23 protein-coding genes are annotated in these 15,143 nt (G+C 33.0%); 15 read left to right on the top strand and 8 right to left on the bottom strand.

Translation table 11 applies throughout. The features are described from left to right. The coding region (locus ACLBXA_RS28775) for a DUF3991 domain-containing protein (RefSeq protein ID WP_447617704.1) at positions 1-976 on the top strand (976 nt) is incomplete at its 5' end. Beyond that, on the top strand, positions 969-1,631 hold the full coding sequence (locus ACLBXA_RS28770; protein WP_121868706.1) for a restriction endonuclease: 663 nt from the start codon (positions 969-971) through the stop codon (positions 1,629-1,631). The genes ACLBXA_RS28775 and ACLBXA_RS28770, both read left to right, overlap by 8 nt. 213 nt (positions 1,632-1,844) lie before the next feature. On the opposite strand, the gene ACLBXA_RS28765 is transcribed toward ACLBXA_RS28770, so the two are convergent. Continuing rightward, positions 1,845-1,997 carry a hypothetical protein gene (locus tag ACLBXA_RS28765; protein WP_000290205.1) on the bottom strand — a complete coding sequence of 51 codons (153 nt, stop codon included), beginning with the start codon at positions 1,995-1,997 and terminating at the stop codon, positions 1,845-1,847. A gap of 115 nt (positions 1,998-2,112) precedes the next feature. On the opposite strand from ACLBXA_RS28765, the gene ACLBXA_RS28760 reads away from it, so the two are divergent. From ACLBXA_RS28760 to ACLBXA_RS28710, 11 genes are all read left to right on the top strand, one after another. Beyond that, positions 2,113-2,301, top strand: coding sequence for a hypothetical protein (locus ACLBXA_RS28760; RefSeq protein WP_002204218.1), 189 nt, complete (start codon positions 2,113-2,115; stop codon positions 2,299-2,301). Between the two features lie 29 nt (positions 2,302-2,330). Further along, positions 2,331-2,591 carry a hypothetical protein gene (locus ACLBXA_RS28755; protein WP_447617703.1) on the top strand — a complete coding sequence of 87 codons (261 nt, stop codon included), beginning with the start codon at positions 2,331-2,333 and terminating at the stop codon, positions 2,589-2,591. Positions 2,592-3,319: 728 nt separating this feature from the next. After that, positions 3,320-4,375, top strand: a complete 1,056-nt coding sequence (locus ACLBXA_RS28750) for a hypothetical protein (protein ID WP_447617702.1) — start codon at positions 3,320-3,322, stop codon at positions 4,373-4,375. Between the two features lie 118 nt (positions 4,376-4,493). Further along, the gene (gene hfq / locus ACLBXA_RS28745) at positions 4,494-4,682 is read left to right on the top strand and encodes an RNA chaperone Hfq (RefSeq protein ID WP_447617701.1); all 189 of its coding nucleotides are present in this window, start codon (positions 4,494-4,496) and stop codon (positions 4,680-4,682) included. Positions 4,683-5,237: 555 nt separating this feature from the next. Continuing rightward, positions 5,238-5,810: a tyrosine-type recombinase/integrase gene (locus ACLBXA_RS28740; protein WP_098106280.1), complete on the top strand. Its 573-nt coding sequence runs from the start codon at positions 5,238-5,240 to the stop codon at positions 5,808-5,810. A 138-nt stretch (positions 5,811-5,948) separates the two neighbouring features. Next, positions 5,949-6,152, top strand: coding sequence for a helix-turn-helix domain-containing protein (locus ACLBXA_RS28735; RefSeq protein WP_447617700.1), 204 nt, complete (start codon positions 5,949-5,951; stop codon positions 6,150-6,152). A 79-nt stretch (positions 6,153-6,231) separates the two neighbouring features. Next, the gene (locus ACLBXA_RS28730; protein ID WP_447617699.1) at positions 6,232-7,491 is read left to right on the top strand and encodes a DNA cytosine methyltransferase; all 1,260 of its coding nucleotides are present in this window, start codon (positions 6,232-6,234) and stop codon (positions 7,489-7,491) included. A 61-nt stretch (positions 7,492-7,552) separates the two neighbouring features. Then, positions 7,553-7,729: a hypothetical protein gene (locus tag ACLBXA_RS28725; protein ID WP_176520631.1), complete on the top strand. Its 177-nt coding sequence runs from the start codon at positions 7,553-7,555 to the stop codon at positions 7,727-7,729. 129 nt (positions 7,730-7,858) lie between these two features. Then, a complete protein-coding gene (locus ACLBXA_RS28720; RefSeq protein WP_447617698.1) occupies positions 7,859-8,101 on the top strand; it encodes a hypothetical protein in 243 nt (80 codons plus the stop codon). Between the two features lie 407 nt (positions 8,102-8,508). After that, on the top strand, positions 8,509-8,748 hold the full coding sequence (locus tag ACLBXA_RS28715) for a hypothetical protein (RefSeq protein WP_447617697.1): 240 nt from the start codon (positions 8,509-8,511) through the stop codon (positions 8,746-8,748). A gap of 25 nt (positions 8,749-8,773) precedes the next feature. Then, the gene (locus ACLBXA_RS28710; RefSeq protein WP_048536220.1) at positions 8,774-9,010 is read left to right on the top strand and encodes a DUF2187 family protein; all 237 of its coding nucleotides are present in this window, start codon (positions 8,774-8,776) and stop codon (positions 9,008-9,010) included. A 179-nt stretch (positions 9,011-9,189) separates the two neighbouring features. Here ACLBXA_RS28710 and ACLBXA_RS28705 read toward each other — a convergent pair whose 3' ends face one another. The 3 genes from ACLBXA_RS28705 to ACLBXA_RS28695 are packed head-to-tail and all read right to left on the bottom strand — an operon-like array spanning position 9,190 to position 11,207. Continuing rightward, the gene (locus tag ACLBXA_RS28705; RefSeq protein ID WP_447617696.1) at positions 9,190-9,558 is read right to left on the bottom strand and encodes a hypothetical protein; all 369 of its coding nucleotides are present in this window, start codon (positions 9,556-9,558) and stop codon (positions 9,190-9,192) included. A gap of 32 nt (positions 9,559-9,590) precedes the next feature. Further along, positions 9,591-9,920 carry a YolD-like family protein gene (locus tag ACLBXA_RS28700; protein ID WP_447617695.1) on the bottom strand — a complete coding sequence of 110 codons (330 nt, stop codon included), beginning with the start codon at positions 9,918-9,920 and terminating at the stop codon, positions 9,591-9,593. 15 nt (positions 9,921-9,935) lie between these two features. After that, the gene (locus ACLBXA_RS28695; protein ID WP_447617694.1) at positions 9,936-11,207 is read right to left on the bottom strand and encodes a Y-family DNA polymerase; all 1,272 of its coding nucleotides are present in this window, start codon (positions 11,205-11,207) and stop codon (positions 9,936-9,938) included. A 200-nt stretch (positions 11,208-11,407) separates the two neighbouring features. On the opposite strand from ACLBXA_RS28695, the gene ACLBXA_RS28690 reads away from it, so the two are divergent. Further along, positions 11,408-12,013: a hypothetical protein gene (locus tag ACLBXA_RS28690; protein ID WP_447617693.1), complete on the top strand. Its 606-nt coding sequence runs from the start codon at positions 11,408-11,410 to the stop codon at positions 12,011-12,013. A 401-nt stretch (positions 12,014-12,414) separates the two neighbouring features. Then, positions 12,415-12,639 carry a helix-turn-helix domain-containing protein gene (locus ACLBXA_RS28685; RefSeq protein ID WP_447617692.1) on the top strand — a complete coding sequence of 75 codons (225 nt, stop codon included), beginning with the start codon at positions 12,415-12,417 and terminating at the stop codon, positions 12,637-12,639. Between the two features lie 78 nt (positions 12,640-12,717). Here ACLBXA_RS28685 and ACLBXA_RS28680 read toward each other — a convergent pair whose 3' ends face one another. From ACLBXA_RS28680 to ACLBXA_RS28665, 4 genes are all read right to left on the bottom strand, one after another. Continuing rightward, entirely contained in the window at positions 12,718-13,335 is a 618-nt protein-coding gene (locus ACLBXA_RS28680; RefSeq protein ID WP_447617691.1) for a replication-relaxation family protein, read from the bottom strand. Next, on the bottom strand, positions 13,274-14,455 hold the full coding sequence (locus ACLBXA_RS28675) for an FtsK/SpoIIIE domain-containing protein (protein WP_161114098.1): 1,182 nt from the start codon (positions 14,453-14,455) through the stop codon (positions 13,274-13,276). Before ACLBXA_RS28675 ends, ACLBXA_RS28680 begins: the two co-directional genes overlap by 62 nt. Before the next feature lie 99 nt (positions 14,456-14,554). Next, entirely contained in the window at positions 14,555-14,740 is a 186-nt protein-coding gene (locus tag ACLBXA_RS28670; protein WP_000152452.1) for a hypothetical protein, read from the bottom strand. Position 14,741: 1 nt separating this feature from the next. Next, on the bottom strand, positions 14,742-15,038 hold the full coding sequence (locus ACLBXA_RS28665; RefSeq protein ID WP_098289620.1) for a hypothetical protein: 297 nt from the start codon (positions 15,036-15,038) through the stop codon (positions 14,742-14,744). Positions 15,039-15,143: the final 105 nt, after the last annotated feature.

Here is a 15,143-nt window from a genome sequence, read left to right as displayed (position 1 = left end):
GGCACGTGTCAGTACGGAGGATGCGATGAAAGCAAGAAAAGTTGACTTGATTTCATATCTGGAAGCAAAAGGAGAAACGTTTAAGAAAGAAGGAAACTATTATCGTCATACGGAGCATGACAGTCTCATCATTAAAGGCAATCAATACGCCTGGAATAGTCGAGGGGAAAAAGGATATGGAGCGATTAGCTTTGCGATGATGTACTATGACATGACATTCCCACAAGCCGTGATGGACATTCAGAAGGGGGACTACAAAGAGTTTGATCGTTCAAAAGCTGAAGAGGAGCGCAAAAAAGAACAGCAGCCGTTTAGCTATCCAAAACACTTAGAGGTGCCGAAACAAACAGAAATCAAGCGATACTTAATTGATGAACGGAAAATAGATCCTCGCTTGGTGAATTGGTTGATTAAAAAAGATCTCATCGCCCAGGATAAGAAAAATAATGTGGTGTTTAAATGGAGGGAAGAAGGAGGAAAAGGGCAAGTCATTGGTATGAACCGTCAAGGTACAGTCAAAATGGAGAATAAAAGAGGAAGCTTTAAGCAAATTGTCCCAAATTATGAAAAAATCAATGCCGGTTTTACGGTTGATGTAGGTAAACCGGATAAGATTTATTTTTATGAAGATCCTATCGACATGTTATCTCATTGGAGTATCAAACAAAATAAGATACAAAACGCTCGCCTGGTTTCTATGCATGGATTGAAGTCAAAAACAGTAATTCAATCTTTAATGGATGCGAAAAAAGAAGGGCACGATATTAAAGAGGTCATTATGGCAGTTGATAATGATAAAGCTGGGAAAGACTTCATTCAGACAATGAAATGCTTTGTAGACCTTAAAGAGGATATTCCAACAAATGAAAAGGATTGGAACGATGTCCGGAAGAAACAAGTGAATGAGCAACAGGCAAAAGAAACAGCCCAACCAAAGAAAATGAAACCAATTAAAGAGGTGGAGCGAAGTGTCTAATCTACCAGAAATGCCAAACATATTACAAATTTTGATGTATGGTTTTATCCTTTACGTTCTTTTTCGTATTTGTAAATTCATGTACCGGAAGATCCAGGAGCGAAGAATATTAAAGCGAATGGCTAAGTCTGGTATTCGTTATATAGACAAAATGGACGGACATCAATTCGAAGTATACCTAAAAGCTCTCTTTCGAGAGTTGGGTTATTCTCCAACAGTCACAAAACAGTCAAATGATTTCGGGGCGGATCTGGTATTGAAGGGAAAAAATCGTATTGTCATCCAGGCAAAACGCTACGGGATGAAAAATAGAGTTGGCATTAGTGCCGTACAAGAGATATATGCAGCACAAGCCTATTACAAAGCAAATGAGGGCTGGGTTGTAACGAACAGTGTGTATACAAGACAGGCGAAAGAATTAGCTGAAGCTTGTAATGTAAAACTAATAGATCGTGTAGAACTTCAGAAATTGATTAATAAAATCAATCCCGAATATTCGGCTGAAGATGTGTATCAAGGGGTAAAACCTGCAGAACGGAAATGTCCCACATGTAAACATGATTTAGTCATTCGAAATTCGAATAAAACAGGTAATAAGTTTTTTGGCTGTTCACAATATCCCACATGTACACATACAGAACCAATTAATTCATGAGCTGTGATGAAAATCCGGCTCTTTTTTTATTTGTATAAAGAATACATGAAAAAATCAGTTTAACTAAAAAACGACCCTTCAGATTTGTTTGTATGGGGTTTTGAAGGGGTTTTTAATATAATAATTCGTATTTGTTATAAAAACGCATGTAAAGGGAGAAAGGGGATTTATATGCGTTTTTAGGTTTTTTAGGAAAAATAAAAAGGGTAGCCATTATTTACGACTTAACCCTTTGTCTACGATCTGACGAATTGCTTCGTTTCGGTTCTTCAGCTTATTTTCATGCCAATAATTTTCTATTTGTTCTACTTGTTCTTTTGTAAAAGTAACTAAAATTTGAGTGTACTTGTCTTTATTAACAGCCATATAGCAACCTCCTCTATAAAAAATATTATAAGTTATATAACTTATATTGACAACCAGAAAAATGAGTAATAGAATAGTTATATAAGTTATATAACTTTATTGAGGAGGTTATTATATGGAACGGAAAGTTAAAAAGATGATGGCTGATCTTCAATTTATTATGAATCATGGTCAAATAAGTGTAGATTTTATGGATCAAGGATATAAAAGAATGCTTTTTAGTGCATTAGAAGCTACAGGAAAACAGTTTAATGTGCATACCAATGAACATAATGAAACAACCTTGTTCTTAGAATTAGTTTAGTAAATTTACGCAATGAGGGGCTGTTAATAATGGAGCAGTTAACGATTTTTGACGTAATGGATGAAACTAAAAATAAGCTTTATGAGGTATTAGAGAAAAATGGATTAAATTATAAAATTAATAAATACTATTTATATTCGAATTATGAAGGGGCTGTTCAGTATTATTATATAAGAACAACTGATAATAAAATTATTGATTTGTGTCTCTCCGATTTTCCAGAAATATTCGCTGTCCATGAAGGATTCAGCGATAAACAAATTAGAAAGATTTACAACTGGAACTTATAAGCTATATAAATAACAAATTTAATTATTGGAGGAATGGAAAATGAAAATTGGTGTATCTGAGTGGAAAGCATTGAAAAGAGAGACAAAATTAAAGCTATTGCGTTATGCGATGTTAGAAAGTAAGCATAAGTATGCAAAATAAAAGCTCTTCATTTGCAAAAGCAAACAAAGAGCAAAGTCATGAGTGACCGTCTGGGAAAGAAATTGGCAGGTTTCTTTCCTCTATATTTTAGCATATAAAAAGTTGTAGAGAAAAGGGGCATGTAGAATGGAAGAAGGGCGTATTTCCTTTCAGCAAGGGGTTAAAGAGTTTCTTATTATGATTGTCTGTTTTTGGTTCATTATGTTTCTCATGTATGGTGAAAGCCTGTTACAATAGAATGGAGTCGAAAGTCTAAATACCCTTAGGTAGCTCTCATAGGTGTAAGATCTATGGGGGCTTTTTTAATAAGTGATATATAAAATTTCACGTACCGTAATGTTTAATAAAAAAGAAAACACAATAGTAATAGTCTACATTTAATTTTGTGCTTAATTAGTCCGCTTAATGGATTCGGTCTCGTCTGTTTTGGATACTATTTTGTGTGAAATGGAGATATTATTTTTATTTTGGATAGATTTCTTGTGAAATATGTACCTAGAGCCGTATTTCAATTTAAATATGATAGTATTACACTTAGTATGAGCCTTATATTTTATTATTTTGTACTAATCATGGGGGTATGTATATGCGTAAATTGTTCAGTGGAAAACGTGTACTAGAAAGAGAAACAAACGAAGGTTCATCCTATTTTGTAGTGCCAGAAGAGAAATTTCAGAAGTATGTAGTGCTATGGGGATATTTAATCCCACACGGAGTTTTCAATCAGCCTAATAAATGGGTAAATACATATACGATAAACCCTTTGGATACGTATGTTTTAGTAACAGAATTCAATCCTAAAGAGTATGAATATATGATTTATGAAGAAACAAGGGTTGCTAGACAATTGCATCAAATATTAGAACCTTATGGAATAGATATTAATAATGAATTTGAAAAGTTCGTAGAGTTAGAGGAAATTCCTGAAGCAGCCATAAGCAAAGTAAAGGATTGCTTAATGGAAAAAAGGTGTATGAATGATTATCCAGAAGACTTTCCAGTAGTCGACGGCTATGAATATGTAATTGAGGGCGAGAAAAAGAAACTCATTATTGAAACTGAAACTTATCATGATGATGATACACTATATGACCAAACGGGGTATTTTGACCGCAGTTATATCGTTGAAACTTATCGTAAGACAGTTACAGATGGATTTATTTATGTATTTAAAACGCATGACAATAGTTGGTATCAATATTATGCAGAAGGCGCAAGTAAAGACTGTTGGATCATGAAAGAAGTATATTATGATGAGTTAGACGATTTACCTATTTCATCTTATGAACTTATTGAAACAGAGAAACGTGAAATTCCAGAAGAAGATTTAAAGGCTAATATTAGTTGGGAAGAATTACTCGATCCGAATAGGGAATGTGATTTCTATTACTCTGATAAAATGTTTGCAATGAGTTTCTTAGCTAATGAGGGAAGATATAATGTAGTAAACATTGACGGGGAATGGAAAAGATATAGTGAAATGGTCTTTAAAGGAGAAGAACCATTTTCTAAATGGGATGATTTAGTATTTATTGGGTCGGCTAAACAAGGGGCAACTGAAGGAAAACAATTTACCCAAAAAGAAATGATGCAATTTGCAGTGTATATGCGAGAAAAAAGGGAAAGATCATCTTTGCATTAATAAAAAGGATGTAGGAATTAAAATAATACAGCCCTGGACTAGTAGGTAAATGGGAAATAGACAACAATGAGCCGCAGCAAGTATTAAAAGAAAAGTAGATATAAATAGGGGGAATTTCATGTATAACCTACAAGAAGAGATGTTTGAGCAATTGAAAGAGAATAAAGGGATAGTTACTGTATTTTTACAGAATGGCGTTCCAGTACGTGGACAGATCCTTGCAATGGATAAATTCACCGTTCTTATGATGGTTCATGGTAAGCAACAATTAATCTACAAACAAGCTATTTCCACAATTCTTAAGTAATTCTTGTTCTTTTTTTTAGGAAAGAGAAACAAACTACAAAACCCCAATTCTCGTATGTTAGAATTGGGGTTTTGTAAAATACATAGCCTAAATGAGACTTGACTCTTTTTTTAGTAGAACTCAAATTAAAAGAAAATTCAAAATAAATTATTTTTATTATTATATGTTTGTTCTTTCCTGTTGCAGAATCCTTGTCTTGTTATAAGGATTCTCTTTTTTATATTACCAAACTACAAATGAAAAAGATAAGATCGGAGAGTATGATCTTATCTTTAACGTAAGGGAAAAACAAATGACAGAAACCAGCTTATTTTTTATAATATTATATTTTTCGTTAGTTTTCTATATAAAACCATAAATAACATATATATCTATATTGAGAAAATCATTACAATCTCAACTATAAATGATGAAAAAACCGAAAGTAAACTTTTAGCCAAAAGTTTACTTTCATTTCCCCTTAAACATTGACTTTTATCTATTTTTACTGATATTCTAAAAATAACAGAAAAAGTATACATTCAAATCATTGAAATTAAAGGGATTGAAAAACAGATGGATAAAAAGCAACATTTAATCGATGTACAACCAATTCGAAGCAAAGAACAGCTCGAAGACATGAAATGGTCTCTTAAACGTCATTGTTCAGATCGTGATTACATTTTATTTTTAATTGGTATTAATACAGGGTTACGTGTAAGTGATTTACTTAAAATGGAAACGGTTGAGATTTTAAAACTGAAGCGAAAAAAACGGAAAGAATTTAAGGTAAAAGAAGGAAAGACAAAAAAGGAGCGTATCATAAATATTACGTCCATTTTTGAGGAAGTACTTCCATACGCTGAAAGTTTAAAAAGTCCCTGGTTATTTCCTTCTCGAAAAGGGGATAAACCCATTAGTAAAATTCAAGCCTATCGACAGTTACAAAAAGCCGGAGATTTTGCCGGAGTCGAATCTTTAGGCACGCATACCATGCGTAAAACATTTGGATATTGGTTTTACAAGCAAACAAAAGATATTGCTATGTTACAAGAAATATTGAATCATAGTACGCCACAAATTACACTTAGATACATTGGCATTAATAAAGAAGAAAAAGATAATGTACTAGATACATTCCGAATCTAATTTTAATTAGATTCTTTTTTGTATTGTCGGATACATGTCGAATTATTAATGATCAATTTTTCTAATTATGTCTTGCAAACAAGACATATAAGTATTATAATAAGTATAAGAAAACAAAGGAGGGATCAATAGCAACTAATGAATGAAATTAAAAATGAAAAATTAGAGGAAGCTCTATTTTTCGTTTATACAACAAGAGAAGCTGAACAAATATGGGGACTTGCGGAGAACACTGTAAATAAATGGTGCAACCGAGGCAAGTTTCACGAAAATGAAGCAAGAAAAAGCGGAAAAGTTTGGTTAGTCACTCGTAATGGCATGAACAGACTAACTAGTAAGTAATAAACAAGAAAAAGCCCTTACCACCGCCAGATAGTCGGGACTTTTTCTCCTACATCATTAACTAAGAAGGTGATTTGAATTGCAGTTAGATTTGTTTCGGGAAATTATAGTGGATAATTTTGCTGGAGGAGGTGGCGCTTCGACAGGAATTGAAATGGCAACGGGGCTTTCAGTTGATATTGCTATCAATCATGATCCAGCAGCCATTGCGATGCACAAGGTAAATCATCCAACGACAGAGCACTATTGCGAAAGTGTTTGGGATGTTAACCCTGTTGAAGCGGTCAAAGGAAGAAAAGTGGGGCTTGCCTGGTTTTCCCCAGATTGCAAACATTTTTCAAAAGCGAAAGGCGGAAAACCTGTTGAAAAAAAAGTAAGAGGGTTAGCCTGGATTGCCGTTAAGTGGGCGATAGCTGTTAAACCACGTGTGATTATGCTGGAAAACGTAGAGGAATTTAAAACTTGGGGACCTATAAAAGATGGTTATCCTGATGTAAATAAAAAAGGACTTACGTTTAATTCATTTTTAAAGTCGTTAGAGGCATTAGGTTATAAAGTTCTATTTAAGGAATTAAGAGCATGTGATTATGGAGCACCGACGATTAGAAAGAGGTTTTTCATGATTGCTAGATGTGACGGGAAACCTATTGTATGGCCACAACCAACTCATGGAGACCCAACAAGTTTAGCCGTAAAGGCTGGAAAGTTAAAACCGTGGCGTGCAGCAGCCGAAATAATCGACTGGAATATCGGTACCCCTTCAATTTTTGAAAGGAAAAAGCCATTAGCTAAAAACACGATGCTTCGTATTAGTAGAGGTATTCAAAAATTCGTAGTGAACAATGATAAGCCATATATCATTGATGGTAAAGCTTGTTTTATTCAACATTACTACACACATCAAGGGAAGGAAACAAGGGCAAGTGGATTAGATAAACCATTAGCAACAGTACCAACCGCAAATAGATTTGGTTTAGTAACAGCTTTCTTAACAAAATACTATGGATCAGATGTGGGACAAACAATTTCAGAACCGCTACACACTATCACCACTAGAGATAGATTTGGACTTATCGCATTAAAGGGAAACAATTACAAAATTATAGATATTGGAATGAGGATGCTTCAACCGCATGAGCTATATGCAGCTCAAGGATTCCCAGATAACTACATTATTGATTATGATTTTTATGGGAAACCTTATCCTAAAAAAGAGCAAGTTGCTAGATGCGGAAACGCAGTACCTCCACCATTTGCCGAGCAACTAGTACGAGCAAATTTACCAGAAATGTGCATAGTAGCTGAAGAAAATAAATTCAAACGTGCTGTAAATATGTAATTTACAACATAACCCTTATTTTGTTAAGGCTGAATGTTATTATAAATAAGGAGGAATACAAATGTATAAGCTAATTGTTGTATATAATTCTCCAAAACTCGATATGGATGTAAAAGAAGAATTTACTTATGATTCAAAAGAAAAGTTTAACAATGCTTATAAGGGGATTATACTTGCAAATCATGAGCTAGGTGTTGAGCATGTGCAATATGATTTTGAGATTAACATTAATATATAAAACTAAACACGAGTGATAATTTAAATGAGAAAAAGTCCTTACCACCGCCAGATAGTCAGGACTTTTTTTCCTCCATCCTTAATTAGGAAGGTTATTTGATTGGTAATTTCGATGAAAGGGGGATAAAAAGTGGTAAAAAAATTTTTTCACCTTATCTTATTGGGTATCATTTCTGTATTAAGTGTTGCAACACTTATGTTTATGTTCTGGAATTATTCCTTTGAGATATCTACAGTTTTATCAGATCCTAAAAAGGGAATGGACTTGTTATTACTTAGGATAGTAAGAATAGGAATGGTTACTTTTATAATATTATCTTTCTGGTTCTTTATAAATTATATAGTGATTAAATCGAAACAAGCTGAAGAATAGTGTTACTTACACGTAATAGCATGGTCAGCCGTACTCGTAAGTAATAAACAAGAAAAAGCCCTTACCACCGCCAGATAGTCAGGACTTTTTCTCCTACATCATTAACTAGGAAGGTGATTCGATTGGCAAATACCTTATCTAAAATTAACGATAGTAACTCCATTATAACACAGAATCAATCAAAGGAATCAGAGCATATAAGTTTCAAGCAGGATGCTTTAAATAATTATATATCCTTATGTGAATGGTTTGGAATTGAGGACTGTATTAATTCTCAAATTTGGTTCTTCGGAACGTTTGGTATTGCTATAGTAATGCTTTTGACTACATATTTGATTGCTGGATTTCTCTATGGATTTTAAACAAATACATTTGTTTAAAATATCAAAATTAGAGGAGGAGCAAATATGAAAGCAGCTAAAGCAAAACGTGGAGAATTTTATGTTCATAAAAAGAATAGTTGGGTATATCAAGTATTAGGATATGCAAAAATGTTTGAACATGAAGAACAAGATATCATAGTTCTTAAATGTATGAGGGATAATATGACTGTTACTTTAAGCGCTGAACTATTCGAGCTTTATATAAAAGCGAATAAATTCTTAAAAACGGAAAACATACTTAATAATTTGAAGGTTAGTTTATAACATTACAAATTTTGGAGGTATTTTTATGGAAAAGACTATTTCAGTTCCAACAATTAAAATTGGTGACTATGTACAATTTTCAGATCGCAAGAATCCTTCTTTAAAATTAAATGGTTATGTAGTAAACATTTTAACTAACACAATCATCGTAGATGTTTCAGAAACTATCCAAAATAAGGGCTATAAAGAATTAGACGTTCGTCATGTTGTAAAACACGGTCGGTATAGAAAAATTCGTTCTCGTAAAAAACAGGCTTCCTAAAACCTTAAACAATTGCTAATGGGATTTTGAATCTCATGAAGAAATACATGAGTGATTATAAGAAAAAGAATTAATTTTAGTAATAAAAGAAATGAGTAGGAAAAGATAATCCCTACTCATTTTTTATTTCATACTCTGATTTCCTGTAAAGACAAAATTCTAAATGTGTTTATGAATATTTAATTATCTCCAACTTTATTTAATATATCTATCTCACATTCAAGTTCTTTTGTATCTATATTTAAAAAATCCATGGTCATTGCAAGAACTTTTCCATCTTTATTTCTCTTAGATCCCCATAAACGAACAACCCTTTTAATTTTACTATCTTCATATATAATTTGAACTGTTCTTAATTCTTCTTCATCCACAAATTCACGATGTATCCAACACTCTTTAAATTCTAAATTCTCATCAGGTTTATACATGTGATATTTCAACATTACTTCTTCTAATTCTGGGAACCCCAAGCCTTTTTTCTCCAAACAAATATACTCAAAATCCCAAAACTCTCCAAAATGATAGATAAGCTCTTTTTGACTTTTCATCATAATTCCCCCATCCCATAATTTTTTAAGTGTTATGTATATTGGATATCTGTAACATGATTAACTTTTATATATAGTACATTATCATGTTGATTCTTAAATCTTAATTCATTACAGACCATATCGCAGTAATGAATATAGCCCACTTCGGAATATACCTTGTTCTGTTTTTCGTATGAGATACTTACTTGCTTATTTTCAGCCATTGCACAACACACAACAGAATTTATAAGATCTAGTTTTTGTTCATCTAAAATAGGTATCGGTACTTCATTTTGTCTTTCATACAATTCATTTAATCCCTCGAACTGTTCTTTTATTGCTGAAAATGGAACCCATCGCATCATACCTCTATCAATCATGGTCTATATTCCTCCTTATGCTTTATGTCCACCTATTTTTCCGTTCCTTTCTCTTTGTGTAGCCCCTTTAATATAGCTAATTCCACGCATAATTGAATTTTTACCATATCTATGCCGGATTCCGTCCATCGTCTTTGCTAATTTCCTTTTAGTATCTTTTTGAGCAGTATCTTCGAACAGTGACATTTGAATTGCATCGTCCCTGGTCAAATTCTTTAGTGTAATGTTTATTTGGCGCACTGGATGACCAGAGTGAAACTTTTTTAATAAGCTTAAACAAGCAGCGTAGACATCTTCCGTTAAACATGTCGGTTGCTCTAATGTTATTGCTCGCTTAAAACCTCCACCGATGTATTTGCTATAGCCTATAGAAAGCTCAACCGTACGACAGCATTTATCCATAGAGCGCAAACGAAAACAAGTTTCTTCAATTTGTTCTAAAAGAAGTAATTTTAATTTATTTGGGCTGAAACAGTCCTCTAGCAAGATTTGTCCTTTTGTTATAGAGGTACTTTTGGGAATGTATTTATTTGCAATCCGACTCTCATCTATACCATATGAGAAGCGATATAACTCTTCACCCTTTACTTTCCCAAACCTCTTAATCAGATCCTCTTTAGGCGTTTTTGCAACATCCTTCAAGGAAAATATCCCCATTCCGTGCAATACCTCTTCAGTAGCCGTTCCGATTCCCCATACTTTGTTTAGAGGCTTGATTTCCCATAACTTTTTCGAAACATCCTCGTATGACCACTTAACAATCCTTGATTTTGAATGTTTACTCTCTACATCAAGAGCAACTTTTGCAAGGAATAGGTTAGGTGCAATTCCAATTGATGCCGTTATACCCGTTGTATCATATATCTCTTTTTGAATCCTTTTCGCAATCACAATTGGTTCACGTCCGAAAAGATGCGCTGTTTGTTGCATATCTAGAAAGCACTCATCTATTGAATAAACGTGTAGGTCTTCAAGCGCTACATATTTTGTATAGATTTCCGTAATTTGATTTGAAATTTCAACGAAATTTCTCATTGTTGCATTCACAATAATTATGTTCGGATCTTTTGGGATTTCATACAATCTCGTTGCTGTAGAAATGCCCATTTTTTTAAGTTCGGGAGTAGCAGCAAGCACTATTGATCCTTTTCTATTTACATCCCCAACCACAGCTAATTTTACTTTTAAAGGGTCTAATCCTCTCATTACACATGCACAACTGGCAAAAAATGAACAAAGGTCTATACAAAAAATCATTCGATTCATACATTTCGAGTAATCAAACATTGTTTTACCCTCCAAAAACAGAACGTTTGTTCTTATTATAAACCTATTGTTTAGCCTTATACAACCATTTGAAAAATATTTTTTTATTATCAATATGGTACGTGAAATTTTGAAATTATTAATAACCACAAAAATTTCACTATAGTAATGGTTTCACTGTAAAATAAAGTTACATACGCAACATAAAAAGGGTGGGGAACATGGAAAATACGAAAGTCATAGATATAGAAAATCTAAAGGTGGAAATTTCAAAATGGGCTGAACATGATATGAGTATTAGGGGAAGAAATAAATTAGTTACTACTGATGAAATGTGGGATAAAACGTTTATAGATATGCAGAATCACAAAAATGATTTAGAAATTCAGTCTTTAATTGTTAAGCCAAATACTTTGCTATATAGAGTTCATATTGGCGGAAATGATAAGCCTGATTATGATGATTATGATGATCGTGGAGAAGATCAAAAGAAAGTCTATGAGCATAAATATAAGGAATGGTTAAACGAGAATAATGTTGAGGCTATTCGTTTTGATAATCATTGGGTATCATTTACAAAAGATGTAGATGTTATTGCTTCAAATTATTTTGGTGAAAAGAAACGTAGAGGATTTGTTATAGTGATTGCTTCTAATAAGGCAATTGATATTTCTTCTTTTAGAACTAAGGGATTTGATGAGCAAGAGGTTGTTGCACCAATGAAGAAAGAAACAGAAATAGAAACATTGTCTTTCCATGACTTCATTAAAAAGTATGGTACTGGAAATTCTGATTATGAAAAAAGTGAAAAAGCTAAACAATCTTGAAAAAATAAAGACTAGAATCCTCCTAATATGCAAAATCAAAATACATTGAATTTCTATAAAGTATAGAAGCGACAATTACAGTTAAATTTCGATAGTCATAATCTTTTTTTAAGTTTTGTAGTTATTCAATCAGATTATTATAAAAAGCTCAAACCCTTGGTATCAAAGAGGTTTGAGCTTTTATTTTTTCTGTAATATCAGTTGCAACAAGATGCAAGTATATTTCAGCGTATCGCATCTTGTAGCTATTACTATGAATGCTATATTACACAAAATTATTACAGTTTTTTAGTTTTATATTTTTATTATATGCTCTAATTTTACATTTATTCTTTATTTCGAAGTTTGAAAAATGGAAGTTTTGGACAAATTATAACTAAAAAACAAATGAGGTGTAATATATGAGCTGGTTTAAAAAACCCCGTTCAAAACTTGGAAAGTTCATAGATAAACACGATTTAAAACAGGTAGATATTGCGAAGATTAGTGGACTAAGAGAATCAACAGTTAGTCGTTTAGCCAATATAGACAGCGTTTCACCAAGTATGAAAAATGCTAATAAAATCGTCAGTGCTCTACGGAAACTAACAGGAAAGAATGTCAATAATACCGATTTCTGGACATGATGAGGACTATAAAACAATGTAGTCCTTTTCATCACTTCGGTTGCCAAAAATCTATATTTTAGGTAATTCAGTTGCAAGCTACAAAACTTCTTTTAAAAGAAATGTACGTACATACACATTATATTTCATTCCATAGCTCTCTAACTTTTGTTCACGATAGTCTGATATTGTAAAAAATAAAATATTTGGTACTACATTACTTTGTTTTTTATATAGCTTTGTAATTAAACTATAATACTGTATTTTTTCTTCATTATTCTTCATGTGTTGTAACCTATCAATTTCAACAAAATGCGGTATCTGATCCACTAAATAATATGCATCTGGTACAATTATTTTTTCTTCATTTTGATATCTAAATTTTATAACTTGTTCAGTCTTCCAATCCGGAAAATCTAACCACATCCAAGCCTCATTGCGTAAAAGAATATGTTCAAGTTGATGCTTCTTTTTTCGTTCATTCGGTTCTAAACCTAACAAGGCACAACCTTTCTTATTAAGATAGTAAACATACTCTCGGTTATGAGAGGTCACATGGCAATATTGCCGTAGATCCTTCAGAACACGATTTGCATTTCGTATACTACCTAGAGCATGAATTGCTTGTAATTGCCTCCTAGAAGCAAATTCCAGCTTATTTAAACTCGATAAAATCTCGATTTGTCTGGCGATCTGTTTGAATTTCTGGTGCCTCATTTTGTTTCACCACCTTGTATTGCTTCAGTAACTCCCACATATCTGTATCCTTTAAAAAAGGTACCTGGATTTCTTCTGTACGATCAGTCTTAAATAATGCTCTTCCTGGCAGGGATGGCAGATCCTCCAAGCCTGGTTCATCCAAGGCGACTTGGGAGGCAACCGCCGTTGGTAATCGAAAGCCTATTTTCGCATCAGAGTTTTGTTTAATTTGTCTTGGTAACGTATCAGATGTAGGATATTGCGTACAAAATATGAGCCGAAACCCTAAACCACCTCCGATTCTTGCGACTTCGGACAACATCTCCTGGCACAAAAATAATACATCACGTTGTTTTTTAGGTAATCCCTGTGTAGGACATAAGTTTGCTCCTTCATCTACTATGATAAAGCAGCGTTCTTTAATTGATGTATCTATGATATTGGTAAAATAGGACTTCTTCATCATTTCGATCTGTTTTACCATCTTTTCACGTACCCTTATCAACATTTCTAACGCCTGTTCTGGATTTTCAGCTACTTCTACAACTTGGGATAGCTCTTTGTAGGGACTAAATTCCAGCCCTTCTTTCAAGTCGATAATATAAAATTTTACGTGTTGAGATTGTTGCAAAATTAAACTAGTCATGACATTTTTTAAAAATACTGTTTTTCCAAACCGTGTCATACCCGACACGCACATATGCGGCGTTTTCTCAAAATCATGATACACATGTTTATCTAACGCTTTCCCCATCATAACTCTCCATGTATGCTCTTTTAATAGATTTTTAGACCAATTCCACATTTCAGGTATTCGTCGCTTAAATACTCGAATATGAAGCTCTCTTTGGTGAAACGATATTTTAACAGGTTTATATAATCCTTCTTCTAATACTTCAGCTAACTTTTTAATAAGCTGGCTAGGTACACCAAGTGGTAACTTGTAAACATAATTCATACTTATGTCATCTTCGATTTCTTTTATAAAAATGGGGTATTGTAATTCACCTTTGTGCTGTACGCATACCTTTGTAATTTCAAAAAACGTTGCAATTTTTTTCTTATCATTCGGTCCATTACTTTGGTAAAAATAAGCTACAGTTATAAAGGTTGCTGGAATTAATAAAAGTGATAACATTCCCTCCATACCTCCTTAAGGTAGTTGAGCTTGTGTGGAAGCTTAAAAAAAACGTTCAAGATGCGTTAGTATAATCATTTTCAACTACCAGATGTAATTCTAACGTAGAAACACATCTAGTATATCCATTAGAACGTACCAAACAGTTCCAATTAGCAGACATTTTAGACCCGCACGTAGCAGCCAACCTGGAAGGTAAAAACCTTTCTTTTTCAAAAATTTAATTCCTAAAACTGAAGCTCCTGTCACGCCATATACAATACCTAATTCTCCAATTATTGTCATATTAATCCCATCCTTTTGGTTTAATGGACAAATTTCCTTTACAATCCTTAAAAAGTTGATACTCATCTAATAGCTCATTCCAGGAGACAGCCTGTTCATCGCCATATAAATCTTCTTCAATTTTTTGACTTAAGTAATAATAAAATTTGTATTGCCGATCCAAATAAACCTCATAGCGCAACATATGATCTCGTATAGCACAAACATTTTCTTCCTTCTTTGTTTCGTTATACATTTGCTTAAGCATTCTAGAAGGGTAAAGATACGGTGTACTATATAACATTTGATAATGATTCATATTTCCTCACCATCCATATAAAATTCTAGGCACATTAATAAATATGATAGAAGCGCCACTTTTTGAATTTGTACCTAAAAAAATACATTATTAATACTTCACTTT

The sequence above is a fragment of the Bacillus sp. D48C genome (assembly GCF_053345735.1).
The sequence above is the reverse complement of the archived record's forward strand: the minus strand, read 5'-3'. Positions and strand labels throughout refer to the sequence as shown.

Excerpts from the sequence above, each read along its gene's own strand:
- ACLBXA_RS28750 (WP_447617702.1), top strand. The coding sequence starts at position 3,320 with ATGCGTAAATTGTTCAGTGGAAAACGTGTACTAGAAAGAGAAACAAAC.
- ACLBXA_RS28755 (WP_447617703.1), top strand. The coding sequence starts at position 2,331 with ATGGAGCAGTTAACGATTTTTGACGTAATGGATGAAACTAAAAATAAG.
- ACLBXA_RS28710 (WP_048536220.1), top strand. The coding sequence starts at position 8,774 with ATGGAAAAGACTATTTCAGTTCCAACAATTAAAATTGGTGACTATGTA.
- ACLBXA_RS28665 (WP_098289620.1), bottom strand. The coding sequence starts at position 15,038 with ATGAATCATTATCAAATGTTATATAGTACACCGTATCTTTACCCTTCT.
- ACLBXA_RS28765 (WP_000290205.1), bottom strand. The coding sequence starts at position 1,997 with ATGGCTGTTAATAAAGACAAGTACACTCAAATTTTAGTTACTTTTACA.
- ACLBXA_RS28725 (WP_176520631.1), top strand. The coding sequence starts at position 7,553 with ATGTATAAGCTAATTGTTGTATATAATTCTCCAAAACTCGATATGGAT.
- ACLBXA_RS28685 (WP_447617692.1), top strand. The coding sequence starts at position 12,415 with ATGAGCTGGTTTAAAAAACCCCGTTCAAAACTTGGAAAGTTCATAGAT.
- ACLBXA_RS28715 (WP_447617697.1), top strand. The coding sequence starts at position 8,509 with ATGAAAGCAGCTAAAGCAAAACGTGGAGAATTTTATGTTCATAAAAAG.
- ACLBXA_RS28670 (WP_000152452.1), bottom strand. The coding sequence starts at position 14,740 with ATGACAATAATTGGAGAATTAGGTATTGTATATGGCGTGACAGGAGCT.
- ACLBXA_RS28690 (WP_447617693.1), top strand. The coding sequence starts at position 11,408 with ATGGAAAATACGAAAGTCATAGATATAGAAAATCTAAAGGTGGAAATT.
- ACLBXA_RS28680 (WP_447617691.1), bottom strand. The coding sequence starts at position 13,335 with ATGAGGCACCAGAAATTCAAACAGATCGCCAGACAAATCGAGATTTTA.
- ACLBXA_RS28735 (WP_447617700.1), top strand. The coding sequence starts at position 5,949 with ATGAATGAAATTAAAAATGAAAAATTAGAGGAAGCTCTATTTTTCGTT.
- ACLBXA_RS28705 (WP_447617696.1), bottom strand. The coding sequence starts at position 9,558 with ATGAAAAGTCAAAAAGAGCTTATCTATCATTTTGGAGAGTTTTGGGAT.
- ACLBXA_RS28740 (WP_098106280.1), top strand. The coding sequence starts at position 5,238 with ATGGATAAAAAGCAACATTTAATCGATGTACAACCAATTCGAAGCAAA.
- ACLBXA_RS28760 (WP_002204218.1), top strand. The coding sequence starts at position 2,113 with ATGGAACGGAAAGTTAAAAAGATGATGGCTGATCTTCAATTTATTATG.
- ACLBXA_RS28700 (WP_447617695.1), bottom strand. The coding sequence starts at position 9,920 with ATGATTGATAGAGGTATGATGCGATGGGTTCCATTTTCAGCAATAAAA.
- ACLBXA_RS28675 (WP_161114098.1), bottom strand. The coding sequence starts at position 14,455 with ATGTTATCACTTTTATTAATTCCAGCAACCTTTATAACTGTAGCTTAT.
- hfq (WP_447617701.1), top strand. The coding sequence starts at position 4,494 with ATGTATAACCTACAAGAAGAGATGTTTGAGCAATTGAAAGAGAATAAA.
- ACLBXA_RS28695 (WP_447617694.1), bottom strand. The coding sequence starts at position 11,207 with ATGTTTGATTACTCGAAATGTATGAATCGAATGATTTTTTGTATAGAC.